The following is a 20,056-nucleotide window of genomic DNA, read 5'->3' on the forward strand; positions in this document are numbered from 1 at the left end:
GTGCCAGCTTACAGGGCCTGCAATCGCATTAGGGCGATGCGGTGAACCTGTTGCAGGGCTTCGTTGAATTCGGTTTCGATATCGTTATTCACCCGGCGTTCAAAGGCGGCCAGAATGTCGCGGCGATGATACCCCTTTACCGCAAAGATAAACGGGAAACCGAACTTGCCCTTATAGGCATCGTTCAGTTCGGAAAATCGCGCAAGTTCCTTGGCACTGCATTGATCTAACCCCGCACCCTGCTGTTCGTCGCGTGACGATGTTGTTAAATCGGCCAGGGCCAGTTTGCCGGCAAGGTCCGGGTGGGCGCGCAACAGGGCCAGTTTTTCGTCCCGTGTGGCGCGTTCAACCACCACCTGCATCGCCGATGCCAGGGTTTTCGGGTCATCCAGTGCCAGGCTGATGCCGCCTTCGGCCAGGCGTTCGGCAATCCAGGGCGAATGTTCATAGACCCCGCCATACAAATTGACGAAGGATTTGGTCGCCAGTGTGCTGGGCGGGTTGGTTGCAAAAAGCGAGCTTTGGTTGCCCGGTGTGCTGTCCGGGGAAACTGTGTTGGGTGTCATATTTTGTAATCCTGTTCGTCAGGCCCGGGCAAGCGGTGTATCTGCCGTATTCATACTGGTGGCTTGTTCCGCGTTCTCATCCCGCGTTCTTACGCCGTATAGGGATGATGTTCGCGCCAGTGCCGGGCAATATCGATGCGCCGGGCAAACCACACATCGTCATGGCTGCGCACATAATCGACAAAGCGTTTTAACGCGGCAAACCGTCCCGGACGGCCGACAAGGCGGCAATGCAAACCAACCGACAGCATTTTGGGTGTATGTGCGCCTTCTTCATACAGGGTATCAAAGCTGTCTTTCAGGTACTGGTAATATTGCTCGCCGGAATTAAAGCCCTGCATGGCGGCAAAGCGCATGTCATTGACATCAAGGGTATAGGGCACAATCAGATGCGGGGTTTCGGTCTGGGTGCTCCAGAACGGCAATTCATCGCTGTAATCATCGGCATCATACAGGAAACCGCCTTCTTCGGCTACCAAACGGCGGGTATTGGGGCTGGTGCGCCCGGTATACCAGCCCAGCGGGCGTTCGCCAGTAATGTTTTTGATAATCTCGATGGCCTGGTACAGGTGGTCGCGTTCGACATTTTCCTCGATATACTGGTAATCAATCCAGCGCAGGCCGTGCGAACAAATTTCGTGGCCGTCCCTGATGGCGACTTCGGCCACCTTGGGCTGGCGCGAAAGCGCCATTGCCACGGCAAACAGCGTGATGGGGATTTCGCGTTCGCGAAACAGGTTCAATATCCGCCAGACGCCAACCCGCGAGCCATATTCATAGATCGATTCCATGCTCATATGGCGCACACCCTGGCGCATGTCGGTGCCGATCATTTCCGACAAAAAGGCTTCCGATGCCGCATCCCCGTGCAGGATGCAGTTTTCACCGCCTTCTTCGTAATTCAGCACAAACTGTACCGCGATGCGCGCCTTGTTTGGCCAGTTGGCATGCGGCGGTGTCGCGCCATACCCGATCAGGTCGCGCGCATAGGGCGTGTTGGTCATCTTTGCCTCCAGATGGATCAATCCCGGTTTGGTTCGCCGGGTTATTTGGTGTAGCATTAACCATTGGCTGCGGTGCAGCAAGAGAATCTCGTGCGTGATTGTCGGGAAATTTTCAAGGTGGTGTTGAAAATATGCCCCTCCGGAAGTGCGCAAAGACGCGGGATTTCTGGCATTCAAGGTTTTTGAGCGGTGGTCATCCGATCCTTTTTCAAAGAATTATTGATATAGTTTCACTTTATCGCCTCTTTTCTGAATGCCTGTTGCAGTGCGACCTTTTTAAAAAAATGACAAACAACCGGCCTTGGTCTTCAAAACAGCCACAAGGCCGGATCAGAGAGGCAGGCGGGCAACCGCTATAAAACAACTATCGCGAAAAACGAGATCCTTGGTTCAGTGATGCAAAGGAGGCCCGTCATGGGGCGCTTGACGACACATGTGCTTGATACGGCGCGCGGCTGCCCGGCGGGGGGGATTCGCATTGAGTTGCACCGTTTTGACGGCGGCCATGATGACCGCGTTGCCCAGGCTATCACCAATGAAGATGGCCGCACCGATGCGCCGCTTCTGGAGGGTAAAACCCTGCGCTCCGGTAGATATGAACTGGTATTTTTCGCGGGCGACTATTTCGATGCCAGTGGTTATGACCTGCCAGATCCCAAATTCCTTGACCAGGTGGTGATCCGCTTTGGCATTGCCGATGCGGAGGCACATTATCATGTGCCGCTTTTGCTTTCGCCTTTTGGCTATTCCACCTATCGCGGCAGTTAAGAGACAATGACAAAGATGCGAAGCGACATCCGCTTTTTGCTGGGCAATGAAGAACGCCGGATCGAAAATATTGATCCGCAAACCACCGTTTTGAATTACCTGCGCCTTACGGAACATAAATGCGGCACCAAGGAAGGCTGTGCCGAGGGCGATTGCGGGGCCTGTACCGTTGTGCTGGGCGAGGTGGATGAAAATGCCCCCGGTGCCATGCGCTATCGCACGGTCAATGCCTGCATTCAGTTTGTGCCAACCCTTGATGGCAAACAATTGCTCACGGTCGAACATCTGAAAGGCGCCGATGGCAGCCTGCATCCGGTTCAGCAGGCCATGGTGGATACCCACGGGTCGCAATGCGGGTTCTGCACACCCGGCTTTGTCATGAGCCTGTATAAAATCTGGCTTGATGGCGGCGAGGATGACCGTGATGTCATCAATGATGCGCTGGCGGGCAATTTGTGCCGTTGCACCGGCTATGGCCCGATTATCGAGGCGGCACGAACCTCCGGCGGCGCTGCCATTGACGATGCTGTTGAACAATCACGCCGACAGGATGTGGCGGGCCGTTTGAAACGGCTGATGGCGGAAGGTTCCGGGCTGGAAATTGATCATCCGGGCGGGCGGTATTTCGCCCCGCGCAACAGTGATGAACTGGCGCACATTCTGGTGACACATCCCGATGCCGTTATTTTGGCGGGCGGGACGGATGTGGGCCTGTGGGTGACAAAGCACCTGAAACGCCTGGACCCGATTGTGTATATCGGCGATGTGGCCGATCTTAAATTTGTTGAATGGCGTGATGGCGATTTGCATATCGGTGCCGGTGCCACCTATAGCGCAGCCCATGAGGCCCTGGGCGAAGTTGCCGCCGATTTGGGTGAGCTGGTGCGGCGTATTGGCTCCCGCCAGATCCGCAATGCGGGCACGGTGGGCGGCAACATCGCCAATGGGTCGCCGATTGGCGATACCCCGCCGGCCTTAATTGCGCTGGGCGCACGGCTGGTTTTGCGCATGGGCGATGTGCGCCGCGAAATACCGCTGGAGGATTTTTTCATCACCTATGGCCAGCAGGACCGGGCCAAGGGCGAGTTTGTTGAAAAAATCATTGTGCCCAAACCGGCGGGCAGCAGCCAGTTTCGCGCCTGGAAAATTTCCAAACGGTTTGACCAGGACATTACCGCTGTTTTGGGGGCCTTTGCCATCACCCTTGAAAAGGGTGCCGTCAGGGATATTCGCATTGCCTTTGGCGGCATGGCAGGCACGCCGATGCGGGCCAAAAAATGCGAGGCTGCCCTTATCGGCCAGCCCTGGAATGAGGCAACCCTGAATACGGCCCGCCTGGCATTGGCGGAGGATTTTAAACCCATGACGGATATGCGGGCCTCGGGCGAATATCGCATGCTGGTGGCGCAAAATCTGCTGAGCAAACTTTATATTGAAACCACACAGCCCGATGTGACGACCCGTCTGGTGGGAAAGGTGGCATCCAATGGCTGATCCGTGCGACATCACCATGCCCGAAAACATCCTTAAAGGCGGGGTGGGCACCGCCAGCAAGCATGATAGCGGCCCCAAACATGTGACCGGCGAAGCCGTTTATATCGACGATATTGTCGAGCCTTATGGCACCCTGCATCTGGCCCCCGGTGCGGCAACCATCGCGCATGGGCGCATCACCAAACTGGACCTTTCAAAGGTACGCTCGGCCCCCGGTGTTGTCTGTGTGTTAACCGCCGATGATATTCCCGGTATCAACGATATTTCACCGGCGCACACCCATGACGAACCGGTTCTGCCCGATGGCATTGTGCAGTTTTATGGTCAGCCGGTATTTTGCGTGGCCGCCGAAACCCGGGAACAGGCCCGTGCCGCAACCAGACTGGCCGAAATTGAATATGAGGAACTGCCAGCCATCCTGTCGATTGACGATGCGCTGGCACAAAAATCCTATGTCGCCGAACCGCACGTCATGAAACGCGGTGACAGTGCCAGCGCCCTTGCCAGCGCCCCGCACCGCCATGCTGCCCGCATGGTGATTGGCGGGCAGGACCATTTTTATCTTGAAGGGCATATATCCTTTGCCATCCCGCAGGAAGATGGTGATGTGTTCATTCATTGCTCTACCCAGCATCCCTCCGAGGTTCAGCATAACATTGCCAATGTTCTGGGCCGCCCGGCCAATGCGGTGACGGTAGAGGTGCGTCGCATGGGCGGGGGGTTTGGCGGCAAGGAAACACAATCGATGCAATGGGCGGCACTGGCATCCATTGTGGCGGTTAAAACCGGCCGCCCGGCCAAAATGCGCCTGGACCGCGATGATGACATGATCATGACCGGCAAGCGTCATGATTTTATCGTCGATTACGACATTGGCTTTGATGATGCCGGGCGTATCTGTGGCGCAGATATTCAATATGCGACCAATTGCGGTTTCAGCGCCGATCTGTCATCGGCGATTGCCGATCGTGCGATGTTTCATACCGATAATGCCTATTATCTGGGTGATGTCGAAATCCGCTCCTATCGCTGCAAGACCAACCTTGTATCCAACACCGCCTTTCGCGGCTTTGGTGGTCCGCAGGGCATGGTGGCGATTGAACGGATCATGGATGAAATCGCGCTTGCGCTGGGCCTTGACCCGCTTGATGTGCGCATCGCCAATTATTATGGCGATGCGGGGCGCAACATCACCCCCTATCATATGACGGTGGAAGATAACGTCCTGCCGGAACTGACCCGTGATTTGCTGGCAAGCACCGATTATCGCGCGCGCCGCGCCGAAATTGATGCCTTTAACGCCCAAAGCCCGGTGATCAAACGGGGCATTGCCATAACACCGGTCAAATTTGGTATTTCCTTTACCACCACATTCCTGAATCAGGCCGGGGCCTTGGTTCATGTCTATCAGGATGGGTCGGTGCATCTCAATCACGGTGGCACCGAAATGGGGCAGGGCCTGTTCATCAAGGTCGCCCAGGTCGTGGCCGAAGAATTCCAGATCGACCTCGACAATATCAAAATCACCGCCACCAATACCGGCAAGGTACCCAATACGTCGGCGACGGCGGCATCGTCGGGGGCAGATATGAATGGCATGGCCGCGCGTAATGCGGCGCGCACCATCAAGGAACGGCTGGTCGCCTTTGCCAGCAACCATTACGGGGTGGATGAAAGCCTTATTCGCTTTGTGCCGGGTCGGGTCAAGGTCGGTGATGTGGCCGATGTCAGCTTTGCCGAACTGGTGAAAATGGCTTATCTTGGCCGTGTGTCGCTTTCGGCGACGGGCTATTACGCGACACCGAAAATCCATTATGACCGTGCAACCGCATCGGGCCGGCCCTTTTATTATTTTGCCTATGGCATGGCTTGCAGCGAAGTCATGGTCGATACCCTGACCGGTGAAAACAAAGTCACCCGGGTGGATATTTTGCATGATGTCGGCCAGTCCCTGAACCCCGCCATTGATCGCGGGCAGGTCGAAGGCGGCTTTATTCAAGGCATGGGATGGCTGACAACCGAGGAACTCTGGTGGGATGATCATGGGCGCATTCGCACCCATGCACCATCGACCTATAAAATCCCGGCCTGTTCGGACCGGCCCGATGATTTCCGGCTGGAGCTTTGGTCTTCGGGCCGCAATGTGGAAAAAACCATCCACCGGTCCAAGGCGGTGGGGGAACCGCCCCTGATGCTGGCAATTTCGGTGCATCGGGCCATCGCCCATGCCGTGGCATCGGTGGCCGGGCATCAATTTGTCCCGGCCCTGAATACGCCCGCCACCCCCGAAGCCATTTTGCGGGCGGTGACACGCCTGACGGAACAGGCGGCTGCGTTGGCGGATGGCGGGGCGCATGACGCGAAAGCTGCCGGTGCAGAGGGCGCAGCCGGTGCCGGGACAAAAATGGCCGGGGTTGGTGCCCCGCAGACCGGGGTGTAACGCCCATGTCCGTTCTGTCCCCCCTGTCGCTGGATGCGCAATCATGGTCGGCCCTGCTTGCGGTGGGGCAGCAGGATCAGCCTGTTGTCATGGTAACGGTTGCCGCCATTGCCGGGTCCACCCCGCGCGAGGCCGGGGCCTTTATGCTGGTAGGCAGGCATGAAACGGCGGGAACGGTCGGTGGCGGCAATCTGGAACATCAATTGGTGCGTCATGTGCGCAAAATGCTGGCCGAGGGTCGCGCGCCCGATGCCCATTTCATGCGCTATCCGCTGGGGCCCGCGTTGGGGCAATGTTGCGGTGGCGCGGTCGAGGTGGCGTTTCATGCCCTGGATGCCAGGCGGAAGGATGTTTTGCGCGGCGCATTACAGGCCGCCCAATCGGCGGGACGGGATCCCGTTTGGCTGATGCTGCCTTTTGAAGATGCACCAGATGCCGCCTTTGCCCTGCTTTCCGGGCCGTCAGCACGGGATTTGGCGTCAAAGGCTGGTCCTGTTTCCCTGCCTTTGGCCGCGCCTGTGCGGGGCGGGCTTGTGGAGCTTGCAGCTTGGGGGCTTGCGGATGCCGGGTTGTCCGGCCCATCGGGTAGGGGTTTGCTGGTGCGTCTGGATGACGCGGCAACGCCGCTTTGGCTGTTTGGGGCCGGGCATGTGGGGGCGGCGATTGTGCGCGCACTGGAGCCTTTGCCATTTGATGTAACCTGGCTGGATTCACGAAGCGATTATATTGATATTCCGGCAAAACCGCGCCTGCACCCCATCCAGAGTGCCAATCCGTGGGAAGAAATCGCCGATATGCCGCAAGGCGCGATGGCGCTGATTTTAACCCATTCCCATGCCGAGGATTTCGAGATTTGCCGCCACGCCCTGATGCGGCCTGACCTTGCCTTTGTCGGCATGATTGGCAGTGAAACCAAACGCGCACGGTTTATGGCCCGGATGCGCGAACGGGGTGTGTCCGATGCCGCTTTGTCGCGTTTGTGCTGCCCGATTGGTGTGCCGGGCATTACCGGCAAGCACCCGGCGGTGATTGCGGCATCGGTGGTGGCGCAACTGGTGGGGTTGCGCGAACAGGGGCAGGCGCAGGTGGCGGTTTCACCGGCACGGGCGGGCCGCGATATTGGCTAGGTTATTTTCGGTTTTGGGGTTTGCTTTGCCCCGAAAAATTCAAAACGGTGTGTTGCGGGCACGGCCCGGCACGAAAACCGGATCAAAAAAAACCCGGATATCCGGGGCAGGACAATAATAAAGGAGAATGGGCTGTGTGTGATGATATCAGGCACAAACATATGCGCCACGCCGTAGAATTATCGCGCCAGAAAATGCAGGAAGGCTGTGGCGGGCCGTTTGGTGCCGTCATTGTGCGCGATGGCAAGGTGATTGCCGAGGGCTGGAACAATGTGACGTCGAGCATGGACCCCACGGCCCATGCCGAAGTTTCCGCCATTCGTGCCGCCTGCGAAGCACTGGGCGATTTCAGCCTGGCCGGGTGCGAGATTTATACCAGTTGTGAACCCTGCCCCATGTGCCTGTCGGCGATTTACTGGGCCCGGATTGACCGTATCTATTATGCCAACGGGCGCGAGGATGCCGCCGCCATCGGCTTTGATGACCAGTTTTTATATGATGAAGTCGCAAAACCGATGTCACAGCGCGAATTGCCCTGTGAGCATATTGAAATGCAAGAGGCCGCCGATGTCTTTGCCCAATGGGCGGCCAAGGAAGACAAGATCGCTTACTAAAAAACCTGCTTAAAAAATATCGAGACAGTTTGATTACCGGGCCGGGCAGGGGTAAAACGCCTTTGGCGCATGTAATCGGATCGCAATCAGGGGGTGGCAGACAGTGACCGCGATATCCGGCAATACAACCGGGGCCGTCAAACAACGAACGGGATCAGGACCCGCGCAGCTGGAAATTTGCGGCGTGACCAAGGCTTTTCCCGGTTGTCTGGCCAATGACAATATCAGTTTCCGGATCGAGCCGGGCGAAATCCACGCCCTGCTGGGTGAAAACGGGGCCGGCAAAAGCACGCTGGTTAAAATGATTTACGGCGTGATGCAGGCCGATGCCGGGGAACTGTTATGGGAAGGCACGCCTGTGACCATCGCCAGCCCCCATGATGCACGCGAAATGGGGATTGGTCTGGTTTTTCAGCATTTTTCGCTGTTTGAAACCATGACGGTTTTGGAAAACATCGCCCTTGCCATGAATGACGTGCGCGATATGGCGGTGTTACGCCAGCAGGTGATCGAGGTTGAAAAAACCTATGGCCTGCCGCTGGACCCGGACCGCCATGTTTATACCCTGTCGGTTGGCGAACGCCAGCGCATCGAAATTGTCCGCTGCCTTTTGCAAAATCCCAAACTTTTGATCCTGGATGAACCGACATCGGTGCTGACCCCGCAGGAAGTGGACAAGCTGTTTGAAACCCTGCGGCGTTTGTCGAGCGAAGGCTGCGCCATCCTGTATATCAGCCACAAGCTGCATGAAGTGCAGGCCCTGTGCGAACATGCCACAGTGTTGCGCGGCGGCAAGGTGGTCGATACCTGCGACCCCCGTGCCGAAACCGCAAAATCGATGGCCGAAATGATGATCGGCCAAAAACTGGTCTCCCCGGACCGGGGTGTTCGCCCGGCACCCGGTGATGTGCGCCTGTCGGTCAAGAACCTGTCGCTGGTCAGTGACCAGCAATTTGGCACCGACCTTCAGGATATTTCGTTCGAGGTGCGCGGCGGGCAGATTTTGGGGGTGGCCGGTGTGGCCGGGAACGGCCAGAACGAACTGTTCCAGGCGCTTGCCGGTGAAACCGAAATTCACGGCGCGCCCGATTGCATTGTGATCGATAAACAGCCTGTGGCCGGGTTTGGCCCGCGCCGCCGCCGCCGTCTGGGGGCGGCCTTTGTGCCCGAAGAACGCAACGGGCATGGGGCCGTGCCGAATATGAGCCTGGCGGAAAATGGTTTTCTAACCGCCTTTCGCCGTATGGCGCTGTCGGCGCGTGGTCTCATTCGCGAGGTGCCGACGCGCAGTTTTGCCGAAGGTATTATCAAAACATTCGATGTGCGCACCACCGGCCACGGGGCGGAGGCGGGCAGCCTTTCGGGCGGGAATTTGCAAAAATTCATTGTCGGTCGCGAAATCATGCAGGACCCGGGTGTTCTGGTCATTTCCCAGCCGACCTGGGGGGTGGATGCCGGGGCGGCCAGTGCCATTCATCAGGCGCTGCTGGATTTGGCGGCAAAGGGTACGGCGGTTTTGGTGATTAGCCAGGACCTGGATGAAATTTATGCCATTTGTGACCAGGTTGTGGTGATGGCGGGGGGCAAAATGTCCGCCGCACGCAATATGGCAGATGTCACGATTGATGAAATCGGCCTTCTGATGGGCGGGCTTCATGATTTGAACGGGGATCTGGCCCCGAAACAGGATGGAGGCCAGCATGATCCGGCTTGAACCACGTCGCCAGCATTCGCAAAAGATGGTGTATCTTTCGCCGCTGCTGGCCATTTTTCTGACCCTGATTACCGGGGGCATCATTTTTGCCTTTATGGGCAAAGACCCGATCGAGGCGCTTTATACCTTTTTCATCATGCCGATCAACAATGCCTATGGCGTGGGTGAATTGTTCGTCAAGGCAACGCCGCTGGTAATTATCGCCGTTGGTCTGGCAATGGGCTTTCGCGCCAATGTTTGGAATATCGGGGCCGAAGGCCAGTTAACGATGGGGGCCATCTTTGGTGGCGGGCTGGCGCTGGCATTTTATGACAGTACCAGCATGTTTTTGCTGCCGGGCATGTTCATCCTTGCCGCCCTTGGTGGCGCGATGTGGGCGGCGATCCCGGCCTGGCTGCGCACGCGATTTAATGCCAATGAAATCCTCACCAGCCTGATGCTGACCTATGTTGCCACCCTGATCCTCAGCTATCTGGTCTATGGGCCGTGGCGCAACCCCGAAGGTTTCAGCTTTCCTGAATCCCGGCCTTTTCCCGATGCTGCCCTGCTGCCGATCATTTATGACGGTACCCGCGTTCATTTGGGGGCTGTTTTTGCCTTGCTGATTGTTGCAGGCGGCTGGGTTTTGTTGACCAAATCGGTGGTGGGTTTTCAGCTGCGCGTGGTCGGCCAGGCCCCACAGGCGGCCCGCCATGTCGGTTTTCGGCAAAAACGCATGGTCTGGTTTACGCTGTTATTATCAGGCGGGCTTTCGGGCCTGGCCGGGCTGTTCGAGGTGGCGGGGCCCATCGGGCAGCTACAGCCCTCCATTTCGCCGGGTTATGGTTTTACCGCCATTATCGTTGCCTTTTTGGGGCGCTTGCACCCGATTGGCATTCTGTTTGCCGGGCTGGTGATGGCGCTGACCTATCTGGGGGGTGAACTGGCGCAAATTGGCCTGGGCCTGCCCAGTGCCGTCACCGGGCTGTTTCAGGGGATATTGCTGTTTTTCCTGCTGGCCTGTGATGTTTTGACCAAATACCGTGTTCGTTTTGGCGCGGTCAACAAATCCGGGGAGGCCGCCTGATGGACTGGATCGTACCCTTTATCCTGACCGTAATTACGGCTTCAACCCCGCTTTTGCTTGCCGCCACGGGCGAATTGATCACGGAAAAATCCGGTGTTCTCAATCTGGGTGTGGAAGGCATGATGCTGATTGGCGCAATTGCCGGTTTTGCCATTACGGCCTCCACCGGGTCTGCCACCCTTGGCATTATGGCAGCCGCCCTGGCAGGCATGGCAACATCGCTTGTTTTTGCCTTTTTAACCCTGACTTTGATGGCAAACCAGGTGGCAACGGGCCTTGCGCTCACCATTTTCGGGGTGGGCATTTCCGCTTTGGTTGGCTCGGGCTTTGTCGGTTTTGCGATTGATCCGCTGCCTGCCCTGAACATTCCGGTCATCCGTGACATTCCCGTGATCGGCCCCATCCTGTTTGGTCAGGATTTCCTTGTTTATTTCTCGATCTTCATGGTGCTGGCATCGGGCTGGTTTTTAACCAGAACCCGGGCGGGGCTGATCCTCAAGGCGGTGGGGGATTCCCATGATTCCGCCCACGCCATTGGCTATAACGTCATTCGTATCCGGTATATGGCAACGCTGTTTGGCGGGGCAATGTCCGGGTTGGGCGGGGCCTATCTGTCGCTGGCCTATACGCCGATGTGGGCGGAAAACATGACGGCAGGTCGGGGCTGGATTGCCCTGGCGCTGGTGGTGTTTGCAACATGGCGACCGGGCCGTCTTTTGGGCGGGGCCTATATGTTTGGCTGTATTTCGGTCCTGCAGTTGCACGCGCAAAGTGCGGGCATCAATGTGCCGTCACAATTTATGTCCATGCTGCCTTATCTTGCGACGGTTGTGGTGCTGGTGATCATTTCCAGCGATTATACCAAAATCCGTCTTAACGCGCCGGCCTGCATTGGCAAGGCGTTCCGACCGGCGCAATAACGCCGGCATATGTGGGAGGTGCGTCACACCGGTTACTGACGCGCGATATTGATTGTACGCCGATAACAGGTATAAATCCTGTGCAGAAGGTTTTAAGGGAGACATTCTTATGAAGGCACGTTTTATGAAGCGCACGGCAGCAGCACTTGCCGCTGTTGGCGCATTGGCCCTGGGCATGGGGGCGGCACAGGCTGCCGATCCGCTTAAGGTCGGTTTTGTCTATGTGGGGCCGGTGGGTGATTTTGGCTATTCCTACCAGCATGATCAGGGCCGCAAGGCTGTTGAGGAAAAATTTGGCGACAAGGTGAAAACGACGTTTGTTGAAAGTGTGCCCGAAGGGGCAGACGCCGAACGCGTGATCCGCCAGTTGGCCCAGACCGGCAATGACCTGATTTTCACCACCTCGTTTGGTTTCATGAACCCGACCATCAAGGTGGCAAAGCAGTTTCCGAATGTGAAATTTGAACACGCAACCGGTTACAAGCGTGCCGATAACGTTGCAACCTATGCGGCCCGTTTTTACGAAGGCCGTTATGTTGCAGGCGTGATCGCCGGTAAAATGACCAAAAGCAACATTATCGGTTATGTCGGCTCCTTCCCGATCCCCGAAGTTGTGCGTGGTATCAATTCGTTCATGCGTGGTGCCTGGTCGGTGAACCCGGATGTGAAGGTTAAAATCGTCTGGGTCAATAGCTGGTATGATCCGGGCAAGGAAGGCGATGCCGCCAAGGCCCTGATTGACCAGGGCGCGGACATCATGGTGCAGCACACCGACAGCCCGGCACCGCTTCAGGTTGCTGAAAACCGCGGCATCAAGGGGTTTGGTCAGGCATCCGACATGATCAAATTTGCCCCCAAGGCCCAGATGACGGCCATTGTTGACCATTGGGACAAATATTACATCGACCGTGTTCAGGCCGTTATGGATGGCACCTGGAAATCGGAAGACACCTGGGACGGCCTGAAAGAAGGCATGGTCCATATGGCACCGTTCACCAACATGCCCGATGATGTTGCCGCCCTTGCCAAGGAAACCGAGGACAAGATTGCCTCGGGCGACATCAAGATCTTTGCCGGTCCGATCTATGACCAGGCCGGTGAACTGCGCGTGAAGGAAGGCGAAGTCGCGCCGGACGAAATGCTGCTGGGCATGGACTGGTACATCAAAGGCATCGATGCCGAATTGCCGAAATAACGTGATATAAAGCGGGGTGCGCAGCATTGGCCGCACGTCGCGAAACACACAAACAGCCCCGCCGGGTCATGATCTGGCGGGGCTGTTTTGTTTTGTTCCCCGGCCTGTTCGGACAGGGGATGAAGGGATATTGAAGGGGGCATCATACCCGTCGTGCCGCAAGCGGGCATCTGGCAGGTTTGTGATCTGTCAGGGGTGATCGTCTTTGGCGGCCTTGCCCGGTTTTGCCGGTTCGCCCGGCAGCGGGGCCAGTTCGATTGTCTGGTCATCATCGGGTCGGGTTTTGGGTTTGATGCGGTGGGGGTGCGCGTCTTCCAGCGTTTCGTAAAAAACCATTTCGGCCCGGGGGTGTAGCAGGGCATACAGGGCAGCACGCAGAAATTTCAGCTTTACGCGGCGCTGGCGGCTTTGTCCGGCCCATTTTTCGCGAAAAAGCTCCATGTCATCCTGGCGCTTGAAATAGATCACCATATCGACAACCGGGGCCCCCATATCGGACCGGGGCAGTTCGATATTGCGAATGCCCATTGTCCAGCGGTCATGGCGGATGTTTTTATCCAGCCAGTTCAGCACATTCTGTGACGAATGCCGTCCGTGGATGACCACGCGATATGGAAATCTGCTTAAATCTTTTGTCATTCCTGTCCCCGGGTTGGAATGCCTTTCCAATGCAGTCATATAATATGTGTGGGTGTTGCATTGTTAAATTGCAAATGGTTAAGGCTGCCTTTTGTCCGACATAAAGGTGCGCTGATGGCACGGGCGGATTTTGGATTGATCATTTCTTGAAAATTGTGAAATTAATCTAATTTGGACAAACAGCGTTAAGTGATGATCACAAGTAAAATTTACATTGGTCTGCCGCTGTGATCGCGCTACACCTTATCCTTAAAGGCAGGTATCGCCATTACAGGGCCGGTTAAGACCTACAGAAAACAGAGACCAGGGAAGAAGCGTGACAGAAAAGCGATCACATGTGCAGCCAACAGGCCGGGAACGCCATTTTGGTGCTGATGAACTGATTGTCAGCAAGACCGACCTGAAGGGCCGGATCACCTATGCCAATGATGTTTTTTTGCGTGTGGCTGATTATACCGAGGAAGAGCTTCTGGGGCAGCCGCATTCGATTATTCGCCATCCGGACATGCCGCGTTGCGTGTTTCAGTTGTTATGGTCGGAAATCGAGGCCGGGCGCGAGATTTTTGCCTATGTCGTCAATCTGGCAAAAAACGGGGATCATTACTGGGTTTATGCCCATGTCACGCCCAGCTTTGACCCGCATGGTGTCATCACGGGCTATCATTCCAACCGTCGTGTACCCGAAGCCGGTGTGGTTGATAAAACCGTCAAACCGCTTTATGCCGAATTGCGCAAAATCGAGGAAAGCCAGCCCAGCCGCAAGGACGGCATGAATATGGCGGCACGCGCAATGGCGCAAAAGGTCAAGGATCTGGGCCTTGATTACGACCAGTTTGTGCAAAGCCTGTAAATAACGTTTAAGCCGAGGTTAGAATATGTCCCTGTTTGGCGGGTCTACAAAGTCGGGAATTCAAAAGGCGCTGGAAGTTGTCGAGGCGGCGGCCAACGGCGACTATGAAGCCCGAATCACCCATGTTGACAGCCACCCGCACATGCGTGACCTGTTTAACGCGATCAACCGGCTGATTGACCGCAATGATGCGTTTTTGCGTGAAAGTGCCGCCTCGATGGCGGCGGTGGCCGAAAACCGGTATTACCGGCGTATCGTTGAAACCGGCCTTGTCGGTTCCTATCTGACATCGGCGCGCGAAATCAATGCCGCGACCAGCATGATCGAACAGAAACTGGGTGGTTTCCAAAAGGTTGTCGATGATTTCCGCAGTGGTTCCTTTGGCGCGGTGGACCGCATTGCCGAGGCATCGGTCGCACTTGAAGGCGCATCGGATGATGCCAGCCGTATTGCCCAGGAAACCAGCAGCCGGTCAATGGCGGTGGCGGCGGCCGCCCGTCAGACGGCGGATAATGTGTCGGGGGTTTCCGAGGCATCGGAGGAACTGAACCATTCCATTCGCGATGTCAGTGAACAGGCAAGGGAATCGGTTGATATTGCGCACCGCGCCAATGGCCTTGCCCGCGAAACCGATGGCCGTATTGGTCAACTTGAATCCGCAGCCGTCGAGATTGTCGAGGTTGTCAGCTTCATTCGCGATATTGCCGCCCAAACCAACCTTCTGGCCCTGAATGCCACCATCGAGGCCGCCCGCGCAGGCGAGGCGGGCAAGGGCTTTGCCGTGGTTGCCAACGAGGTCAAGGGGCTTGCCAACCAGACCAGCAAGGCCACCGAAAGCATCGAGGAAAAAGTTCAGGATATTCAGACCGCGATCGAGCTTTCGGTTGGATCAATCCGCGAAATTGCCGGAGTGATTGATGATCTGGCCGCGCGCTCGGATCTGATTTCAACCAATGTGGAAACACAAACATCGCTTTCCAGCGACATGATCCACAACGTCGAACAGGCATCGGGCGGGGCGCGCGAGGTGACGGATAATATTTCGGTTGTGTCGGATATGACTTCGCAAACCGGGCAGGCCGCCCAGACCACCCGCGAAATGGCAACCGATCTTGCCCGCCAGGCCGAAAGCCTGCGCAGCCAGCTTGGCAGTTTTCTCGATAATATTACGAAAGTGCTGTATACTTCCGAGCGTAAAAAATAATCCGCAAGTAAATCTCCGGTATGGTTTCGGGCCGGTCAGGGCTTGTGGAACCGATCGGGGACGATATTATGCGGGTGTTTTTCAATGCACGTCATGACGCCCATGACGTTAAATCCGAATTTTATCACGGCCATATCATTCCGCCGCTGGATGACCCGCGGCGTATGGGTATCATCCGCGATGCCCTGGCGCATAAAATTTCGGCCCGTCTTGTCGATCCCGCCGATCATGGCATGGCCCCGATCTGGGCGGTGCATGACAAAGACTACCTAGCGTTTCTTGCCCATGCCTGGCAGGACTGGCAACAGGCCGGGTATGATGGTGATGCCATCCCCGCGATCTGGCCTGCACATGGCTTCTGTGACGGGGGATCCTTACCAGGCGATGATGTAACGCGCCCGGGTGATATGACGGGGCAAACACCCGCATCCCGCCATATCCTCAAGAAGCTGGGATATTATGCCTATGCCATTGATACCCCGATTGGCGAGGGTAGCTGGCAGGCGGCCTATTGGGGCGCACAAACCGCGCTTTCGGCGGCAGATGCGGTATTGCAGGATGGTGAAGCATCCTTTTGCCTGGGACGTCCGGCGGGGCATCATGCCCATGCGGCACGCTATGGCGGATATTGCCTGTTAAACAATGCCGCCATTGCCGCACAGCATTTGCGCGCCAAGGGCGTTGAACGTATTGCCATCCTTGATATCGATCAGGATCACGGCGATGGCACCCAACAGATATTTTATCATCGTGGCGATGTGCTAACCGTATCCATCCATGCCAATCCGGATACTCATTTTCCCTTTTTTACCGGTTATGCCCATGAACAGGGGGCTGATGCCGGATATGGTGCCAATTTGAACCTTCCGCTGGCCGATGGCGTCGGGTTTGCCGGATTTGAGGCCGCGATGGCACAGGCAGCAGCAAAAATTGCCCGTTTTAATGCCGACATGCTGATGATATCGCTGGGCGTTAATGGCCACGAATTTGAACCTTTTGGCCGCCTGGGCCTGACGACCGCCGATTATGAAAAAATCGGCGGGCAGATCGCCCAATTCGGCCTGCGCACCCTGTTTGTCATGGAAGGGGGCTACGCCCATGATGTGATCGGGGAAAATGTAGCGGCGGTGCTGGCGGGATATTTGGCAGGGGTCAGGAATGTTGCCGATACTTAAATTTGTGTCCGGTGATGCAGGATTATGCCGGATCCTTTGACGGCAAAGGGTAAATTTCCCGGACAATTTCCAGCCAGGCGCGGGCGGCGTGGGACAAAAAACCGTTTTGCCGCCAGATCATCCCCATGTCCCATTGGGTGTCGGGTTCATCAAGCTCGATATAGCGCACGTCGGGATGCGGGCGTTGCCGGGCGATCATGCGGGGCAGAAAGCTGACCCCCAGATTGGCGGCCACCAGTTCGGTGATAAAATCGATCTGGCTGCTGCGCGCGGCAATGGCGGGGTCGATATTTTTGCGTCGCGCAGCAGCAATCAGCACCCGGTTCAGGGCAAAGCCCTTTTCAAACAGGATCAGCGCGGTATCGGCCAAATCCTCAAACCTTATGCGGGGTTTATGGGCGGCCTCGTGCGTGACCGGCAGCAGGGCGACAAGTGGTTCGCACCGCACAGGCTGGCCCGCAAAACCGGGCGCGGTGGGCAACAGCGATGCCCCCAGTTCGATGTCCCCGCTTTCAAGCATTTCTTCCAGCCGGGTGCTGCCCTGTTCAACCAGGCGAATGTCAATGCAGGGGAAGCGTTTGCGATAGATGGCAAAAACCGGGGCAAACAGCGTGTTGCTGCCAATGGGCGGCAGGCCCAAATGCAGGGCCCCGCGCTTGAGACCACGAATTTCATCCAGTTCGGCCATCAGGTCTTCGCGTTCGGCCAGAATGCGCAAGGCGCGGGCATACACAATTTCGCCTGCCGCCGTCATCCGGCTGCTATGGCCGATGCGCTCCAGCAATGGAATGCCAACTTCGTCTTCAAGCTGGCGCACGGCCTTGCTGATGGCGGATTGCGTCACGAAAACGGTTTTTGCCGCCTGCGAAAACCCGCCCTGGCGAACAACCTCGACAAAGGCACGAAGGGTGCGAATATCCATAACATTCCTAATGGGAATAGATTTAAGTAAATCAATTCATTTTTATCATAACATGGATGGTTCTATGCTGCGGGTCAAGGAGAACACCCATGACCCATCGTTTGAACCGCTTTTTTACCCCCTTCAGGAAACCGGATTCCGGCACGGCCAACGTCACCCGTCAGGGCGGGCGTGTCGCGCCTGTATCCCGTATGCGGGCGACCGGCGGGGCGGCAGGTGTTGCCAGTGCCAGCCCCGCTTTGCGTTCAAACCTGCCGCTGGCCGGTTTGTCGGTGCGGGGGCGGTATGTGTTGCGCCGCAGTCCGATCCTGCAAATCGCGGCGATTTTTGCCTTTTGGCTGTTGGGCGAAGCGATTGTCCGTTTTGCGGGCATTCCCGTGCCGGGCGGCATTATTGGCATGGTGATTGTGTTTGCCCTGCTGGCAAGCCGCCGCATCAGCCTGCACAGCATGCGCCAGGGCGCACAATGGTATCTGGCGGAAATGCTGCTGTTTTTCATTCCCGCCGTTCTGGCACTTTTGAACCATCATGAACTGTTTGGTCTTTTGGGGGTCAAGGTGCTGCTGGTGATTTTGGGCAGTACCGCATCGGTTATTGCGGTAACGGCGCTGGTGATGGATCTGTTTATGCGGTTTCGGGGGCGGCATGGTCTGGTTTGAAAACCCGGTGGTGCAGGGCATTTTCTGGTCGCTTGTGACCATCGGGTTTTATCTGGTGGCGCGCAGGCTGCACCGGCGCTGGCAACGTGGCTGGTTAACGCCGCTTTTGATCACGCCGGTGATTTTGATGGCGCTGGCCTTGCTGCTGCATGAAAATTACAGTGACTATATTCGCGGAACCGGCTGGCTGGTGACGCTGCTGGGGCCGACAATGGTGGCCTTTGCCATCCCGATTTACGAACAGCGCAAGTTTATTTTGCGCCACTGGCCGGTCCTGGCGGTGGGGGCGGTGGCCGGGAGTGCCACGGCCATGATCACCGGCTGGTGCCTGGCAACCTTTTTGGGGCTGGATGGGGCCTTGCGGTTAAGCCTGTTGCCCCGATCCATCAGCACCCCCTTTGCGATGGAGGTTTCGGGCGATATCGGCGGCATCCCGGATTTAACGGCGGTGTTTGTTGTTATTACCGGTGTTTTGGGGGCGGTTTTGGGTGAAATCATGCTGGCCCGTTTGCCCGTCGCCTCCAGCCTGGCGCGCGGCGCGGCGCTGGGTATGGGCGCCCATGGCGCGGGCACCGCCAAGGCCCACGAAATTGGCACCGAGGAAGGATCGGTCGCCGGTTTGATCATGGTCTTGGTGGGGCTGTTGAATGTGCTGGTGGCTCCTGCAATTGCGCTGTTTTTGCGCGGTTAGCAATGGTTGCCCGAATGTGCGTTCTATCTTTCCCAAGGCGGTGTGCCACCAAATTCGGCGACCAGAAAATCAACAAAGGCGCGCACCCGCGTTGGCAGATAGCGGTTTTCGGGATACAGCGTATAAACCGCGTGTGATGGCGGTGTGCAGTCCGGCAGGACGATTTTTAACGCACCGGACTGAATATGCGGCCCAACTTCCCACATCGATTTCAGGGCAATGCCGTGCCCGTCCAGGCACCAGCGTGTCAGCACTTCGCCATTGTCCGAATCCATTGAACCCGATACCGAAAGGGTGGTTGGGGCCTCGTCACCCTCGCGCTGCAATGTCCATTGATATTGGCGCGAACCGGGAAAGCGCAGCAACAGGCAGTTATGATCCAGCAAATCCGATGGGGTGCGCGGGGTGCCATTGCGCTTCAGGTAAGCCGGGCTTGCCACCAGCACCCGTTTGTTGGCTGCAAGTTTGCGCACAATCAGCGAACTTTCCTTAAGCTCGGCAATGCGAATGGCAAGGTCCACCTTGTCCTGCAACAGGTCCAAAAGCCGGTCGGACAAATGCAGGCGCACTTGCACATCGGGATTTTTTTCAACAAATTTTGGAATGATTGGGGCGACGAACATATTGCCAAACGCCACCGGGCAGGTCACGGTCACGGGGCCGCGGGTGGTGTTTTTCTGGTTGGCAATGGCGTTTTCGGCCTCTTCCATTTCGGCCAGAATACGCTGGCAATGGCGGTAATAAATATCGCCTTCGGTTGTCAGGCCCACGCGGCGTGTGGTGCGGTTCAGCAAACGCACGCCCAGCCGTTCTTCCAGCCGGGCAATGCGGTTTGACACCACCGCAGCGGAATGGCGCAATTCGCGCCCGGCGGCCGAAAGGTTGCCCAGTTCGGCAACGCGGACAAAAATCTGGATGTCCTCAAAATCGGACATGGCACTATGATCTCACTCTTGTCGGTTTAAAGGCCGTTTTATCGGGCGTTTTGATAAAGGCCCGTATTTTTTG

The 20,056-nt window shown here is 56.8% G+C and carries 19 protein-coding genes; 14 read left to right on the forward strand and 5 right to left on the reverse strand.

The genetic code is table 11. The annotated features are described in order from the left end of the window. Positions 1-8: 8 nt before the first annotated feature. Together uraD and puuE are read right to left on the reverse strand one after the other, a co-directional pair. Complete coding sequence (uraD, locus tag TH25_RS02690) at positions 9-566, reverse strand: 2-oxo-4-hydroxy-4-carboxy-5-ureidoimidazoline decarboxylase (protein WP_114086846.1); 558 nt, start codon at positions 564-566, stop codon at positions 9-11. Positions 567-655: 89 nt separating this feature from the next. Continuing rightward, positions 656-1,570 (reverse strand): allantoinase PuuE, encoded by a 915-nt coding sequence (gene puuE / locus TH25_RS02695; protein WP_114086847.1) that lies wholly within the window; start codon positions 1,568-1,570, stop codon positions 656-658. A gap of 414 nt (positions 1,571-1,984) precedes the next feature. On the opposite strand from puuE, the gene uraH reads away from it, so the two are divergent. From uraH to TH25_RS02740, 9 genes are all read left to right on the forward strand, one after another. Further along, entirely contained in the window at positions 1,985-2,338 is a 354-nt protein-coding gene (gene uraH / locus TH25_RS02700; protein ID WP_114086848.1) for a hydroxyisourate hydrolase, read from the forward strand. Between the two features lie 6 nt (positions 2,339-2,344). After that, complete coding sequence (gene xdhA, locus TH25_RS02705) at positions 2,345-3,832, forward strand: xanthine dehydrogenase small subunit (RefSeq protein ID WP_114086849.1); 1,488 nt, start codon at positions 2,345-2,347, stop codon at positions 3,830-3,832. Then, positions 3,825-6,272 carry a xanthine dehydrogenase molybdopterin binding subunit gene (gene xdhB, locus TH25_RS02710; RefSeq protein ID WP_114086850.1) on the forward strand — a complete coding sequence of 816 codons (2,448 nt, stop codon included), beginning with the start codon at positions 3,825-3,827 and terminating at the stop codon, positions 6,270-6,272. Before xdhA ends, xdhB begins: the two co-directional genes overlap by 8 nt. 5 nt (positions 6,273-6,277) lie before the next feature. Beyond that, positions 6,278-7,399 carry a xanthine dehydrogenase accessory protein XdhC gene (xdhC, locus tag TH25_RS02715; RefSeq protein ID WP_114086851.1) on the forward strand — a complete coding sequence of 374 codons (1,122 nt, stop codon included), beginning with the start codon at positions 6,278-6,280 and terminating at the stop codon, positions 7,397-7,399. Between the two features lie 161 nt (positions 7,400-7,560). Beyond that, positions 7,561-8,013, forward strand: coding sequence for a nucleoside deaminase (locus TH25_RS02720; protein WP_114086852.1), 453 nt, complete (start codon positions 7,561-7,563; stop codon positions 8,011-8,013). A gap of 184 nt (positions 8,014-8,197) precedes the next feature. After that, positions 8,198-9,727: an ABC transporter ATP-binding protein gene (locus TH25_RS02725; RefSeq protein WP_258549001.1), complete on the forward strand. Its 1,530-nt coding sequence runs from the start codon at positions 8,198-8,200 to the stop codon at positions 9,725-9,727. After that, positions 9,714-10,793, forward strand: coding sequence for an ABC transporter permease (locus tag TH25_RS02730; protein ID WP_114086853.1), 1,080 nt, complete (start codon positions 9,714-9,716; stop codon positions 10,791-10,793). Before TH25_RS02725 ends, TH25_RS02730 begins: the two co-directional genes overlap by 14 nt. Beyond that, positions 10,793-11,713, forward strand: coding sequence for an ABC transporter permease (locus TH25_RS02735; RefSeq protein WP_114086854.1), 921 nt, complete (start codon positions 10,793-10,795; stop codon positions 11,711-11,713). The genes TH25_RS02730 and TH25_RS02735 overlap by 1 nt, the downstream gene beginning before the upstream one ends. A gap of 124 nt (positions 11,714-11,837) precedes the next feature. After that, on the forward strand, positions 11,838-12,908 hold the full coding sequence (locus TH25_RS02740; protein WP_114086964.1) for a BMP family ABC transporter substrate-binding protein: 1,071 nt from the start codon (positions 11,838-11,840) through the stop codon (positions 12,906-12,908). A gap of 189 nt (positions 12,909-13,097) precedes the next feature. On the opposite strand, the gene TH25_RS02745 is transcribed toward TH25_RS02740, so the two are convergent. Then, positions 13,098-13,547 carry a hypothetical protein gene (locus TH25_RS02745; RefSeq protein WP_181847358.1) on the reverse strand — a complete coding sequence of 150 codons (450 nt, stop codon included), beginning with the start codon at positions 13,545-13,547 and terminating at the stop codon, positions 13,098-13,100. A 316-nt stretch (positions 13,548-13,863) separates the two neighbouring features. Here TH25_RS02745 and TH25_RS02750 point away from each other — a divergent pair, with 316 nt between their 5' ends. Genes TH25_RS02750 through TH25_RS02760 form a run of 3 tightly spaced genes read left to right on the forward strand, consistent with a single transcriptional unit; the run spans position 13,864 to position 16,776 of the window. Continuing rightward, entirely contained in the window at positions 13,864-14,397 is a 534-nt protein-coding gene (locus tag TH25_RS02750) for a PAS domain-containing protein (protein WP_114086855.1), read from the forward strand. Positions 14,398-14,422: 25 nt separating this feature from the next. Next, the gene (locus tag TH25_RS02755) at positions 14,423-15,601 is read left to right on the forward strand and encodes a methyl-accepting chemotaxis protein (RefSeq protein WP_114086856.1); all 1,179 of its coding nucleotides are present in this window, start codon (positions 14,423-14,425) and stop codon (positions 15,599-15,601) included. A gap of 44 nt (positions 15,602-15,645) precedes the next feature. Further along, positions 15,646-16,776, forward strand: a complete 1,131-nt coding sequence (locus TH25_RS02760; RefSeq protein ID WP_258549002.1) for a histone deacetylase family protein — start codon at positions 15,646-15,648, stop codon at positions 16,774-16,776. 22 nt (positions 16,777-16,798) lie between these two features. Here TH25_RS02760 and TH25_RS02765 read toward each other — a convergent pair whose 3' ends face one another. Then, on the reverse strand, positions 16,799-17,698 hold the full coding sequence (locus TH25_RS02765) for a LysR family transcriptional regulator (RefSeq protein ID WP_114086857.1): 900 nt from the start codon (positions 17,696-17,698) through the stop codon (positions 16,799-16,801). An 89-nt stretch (positions 17,699-17,787) separates the two neighbouring features. Here TH25_RS02765 and TH25_RS02770 point away from each other — a divergent pair, with 89 nt between their 5' ends. Further along, positions 17,788-18,357, forward strand: coding sequence for a CidA/LrgA family protein (locus TH25_RS02770; protein ID WP_258549003.1), 570 nt, complete (start codon positions 17,788-17,790; stop codon positions 18,355-18,357). Beyond that, positions 18,344-19,048: an LrgB family protein gene (locus tag TH25_RS02775; RefSeq protein WP_114086858.1), complete on the forward strand. Its 705-nt coding sequence runs from the start codon at positions 18,344-18,346 to the stop codon at positions 19,046-19,048. Before TH25_RS02770 ends, TH25_RS02775 begins: the two co-directional genes overlap by 14 nt. 23 nt (positions 19,049-19,071) lie before the next feature. Here the strand turns inward: TH25_RS02775 and TH25_RS02780 are convergent, their stop codons facing one another. Then, a complete protein-coding gene (locus TH25_RS02780) occupies positions 19,072-19,983 on the reverse strand; it encodes a LysR family transcriptional regulator (protein WP_114086859.1) in 912 nt (303 codons plus the stop codon). Positions 19,984-20,056 lie beyond the last annotated feature (73 nt).

It is taken from the genome of Thalassospira profundimaris, from assembly GCF_003326755.1.
Taxonomy (GTDB): Bacteria; Pseudomonadota; Alphaproteobacteria; order Rhodospirillales; family Thalassospiraceae; genus Thalassospira; species Thalassospira profundimaris_B.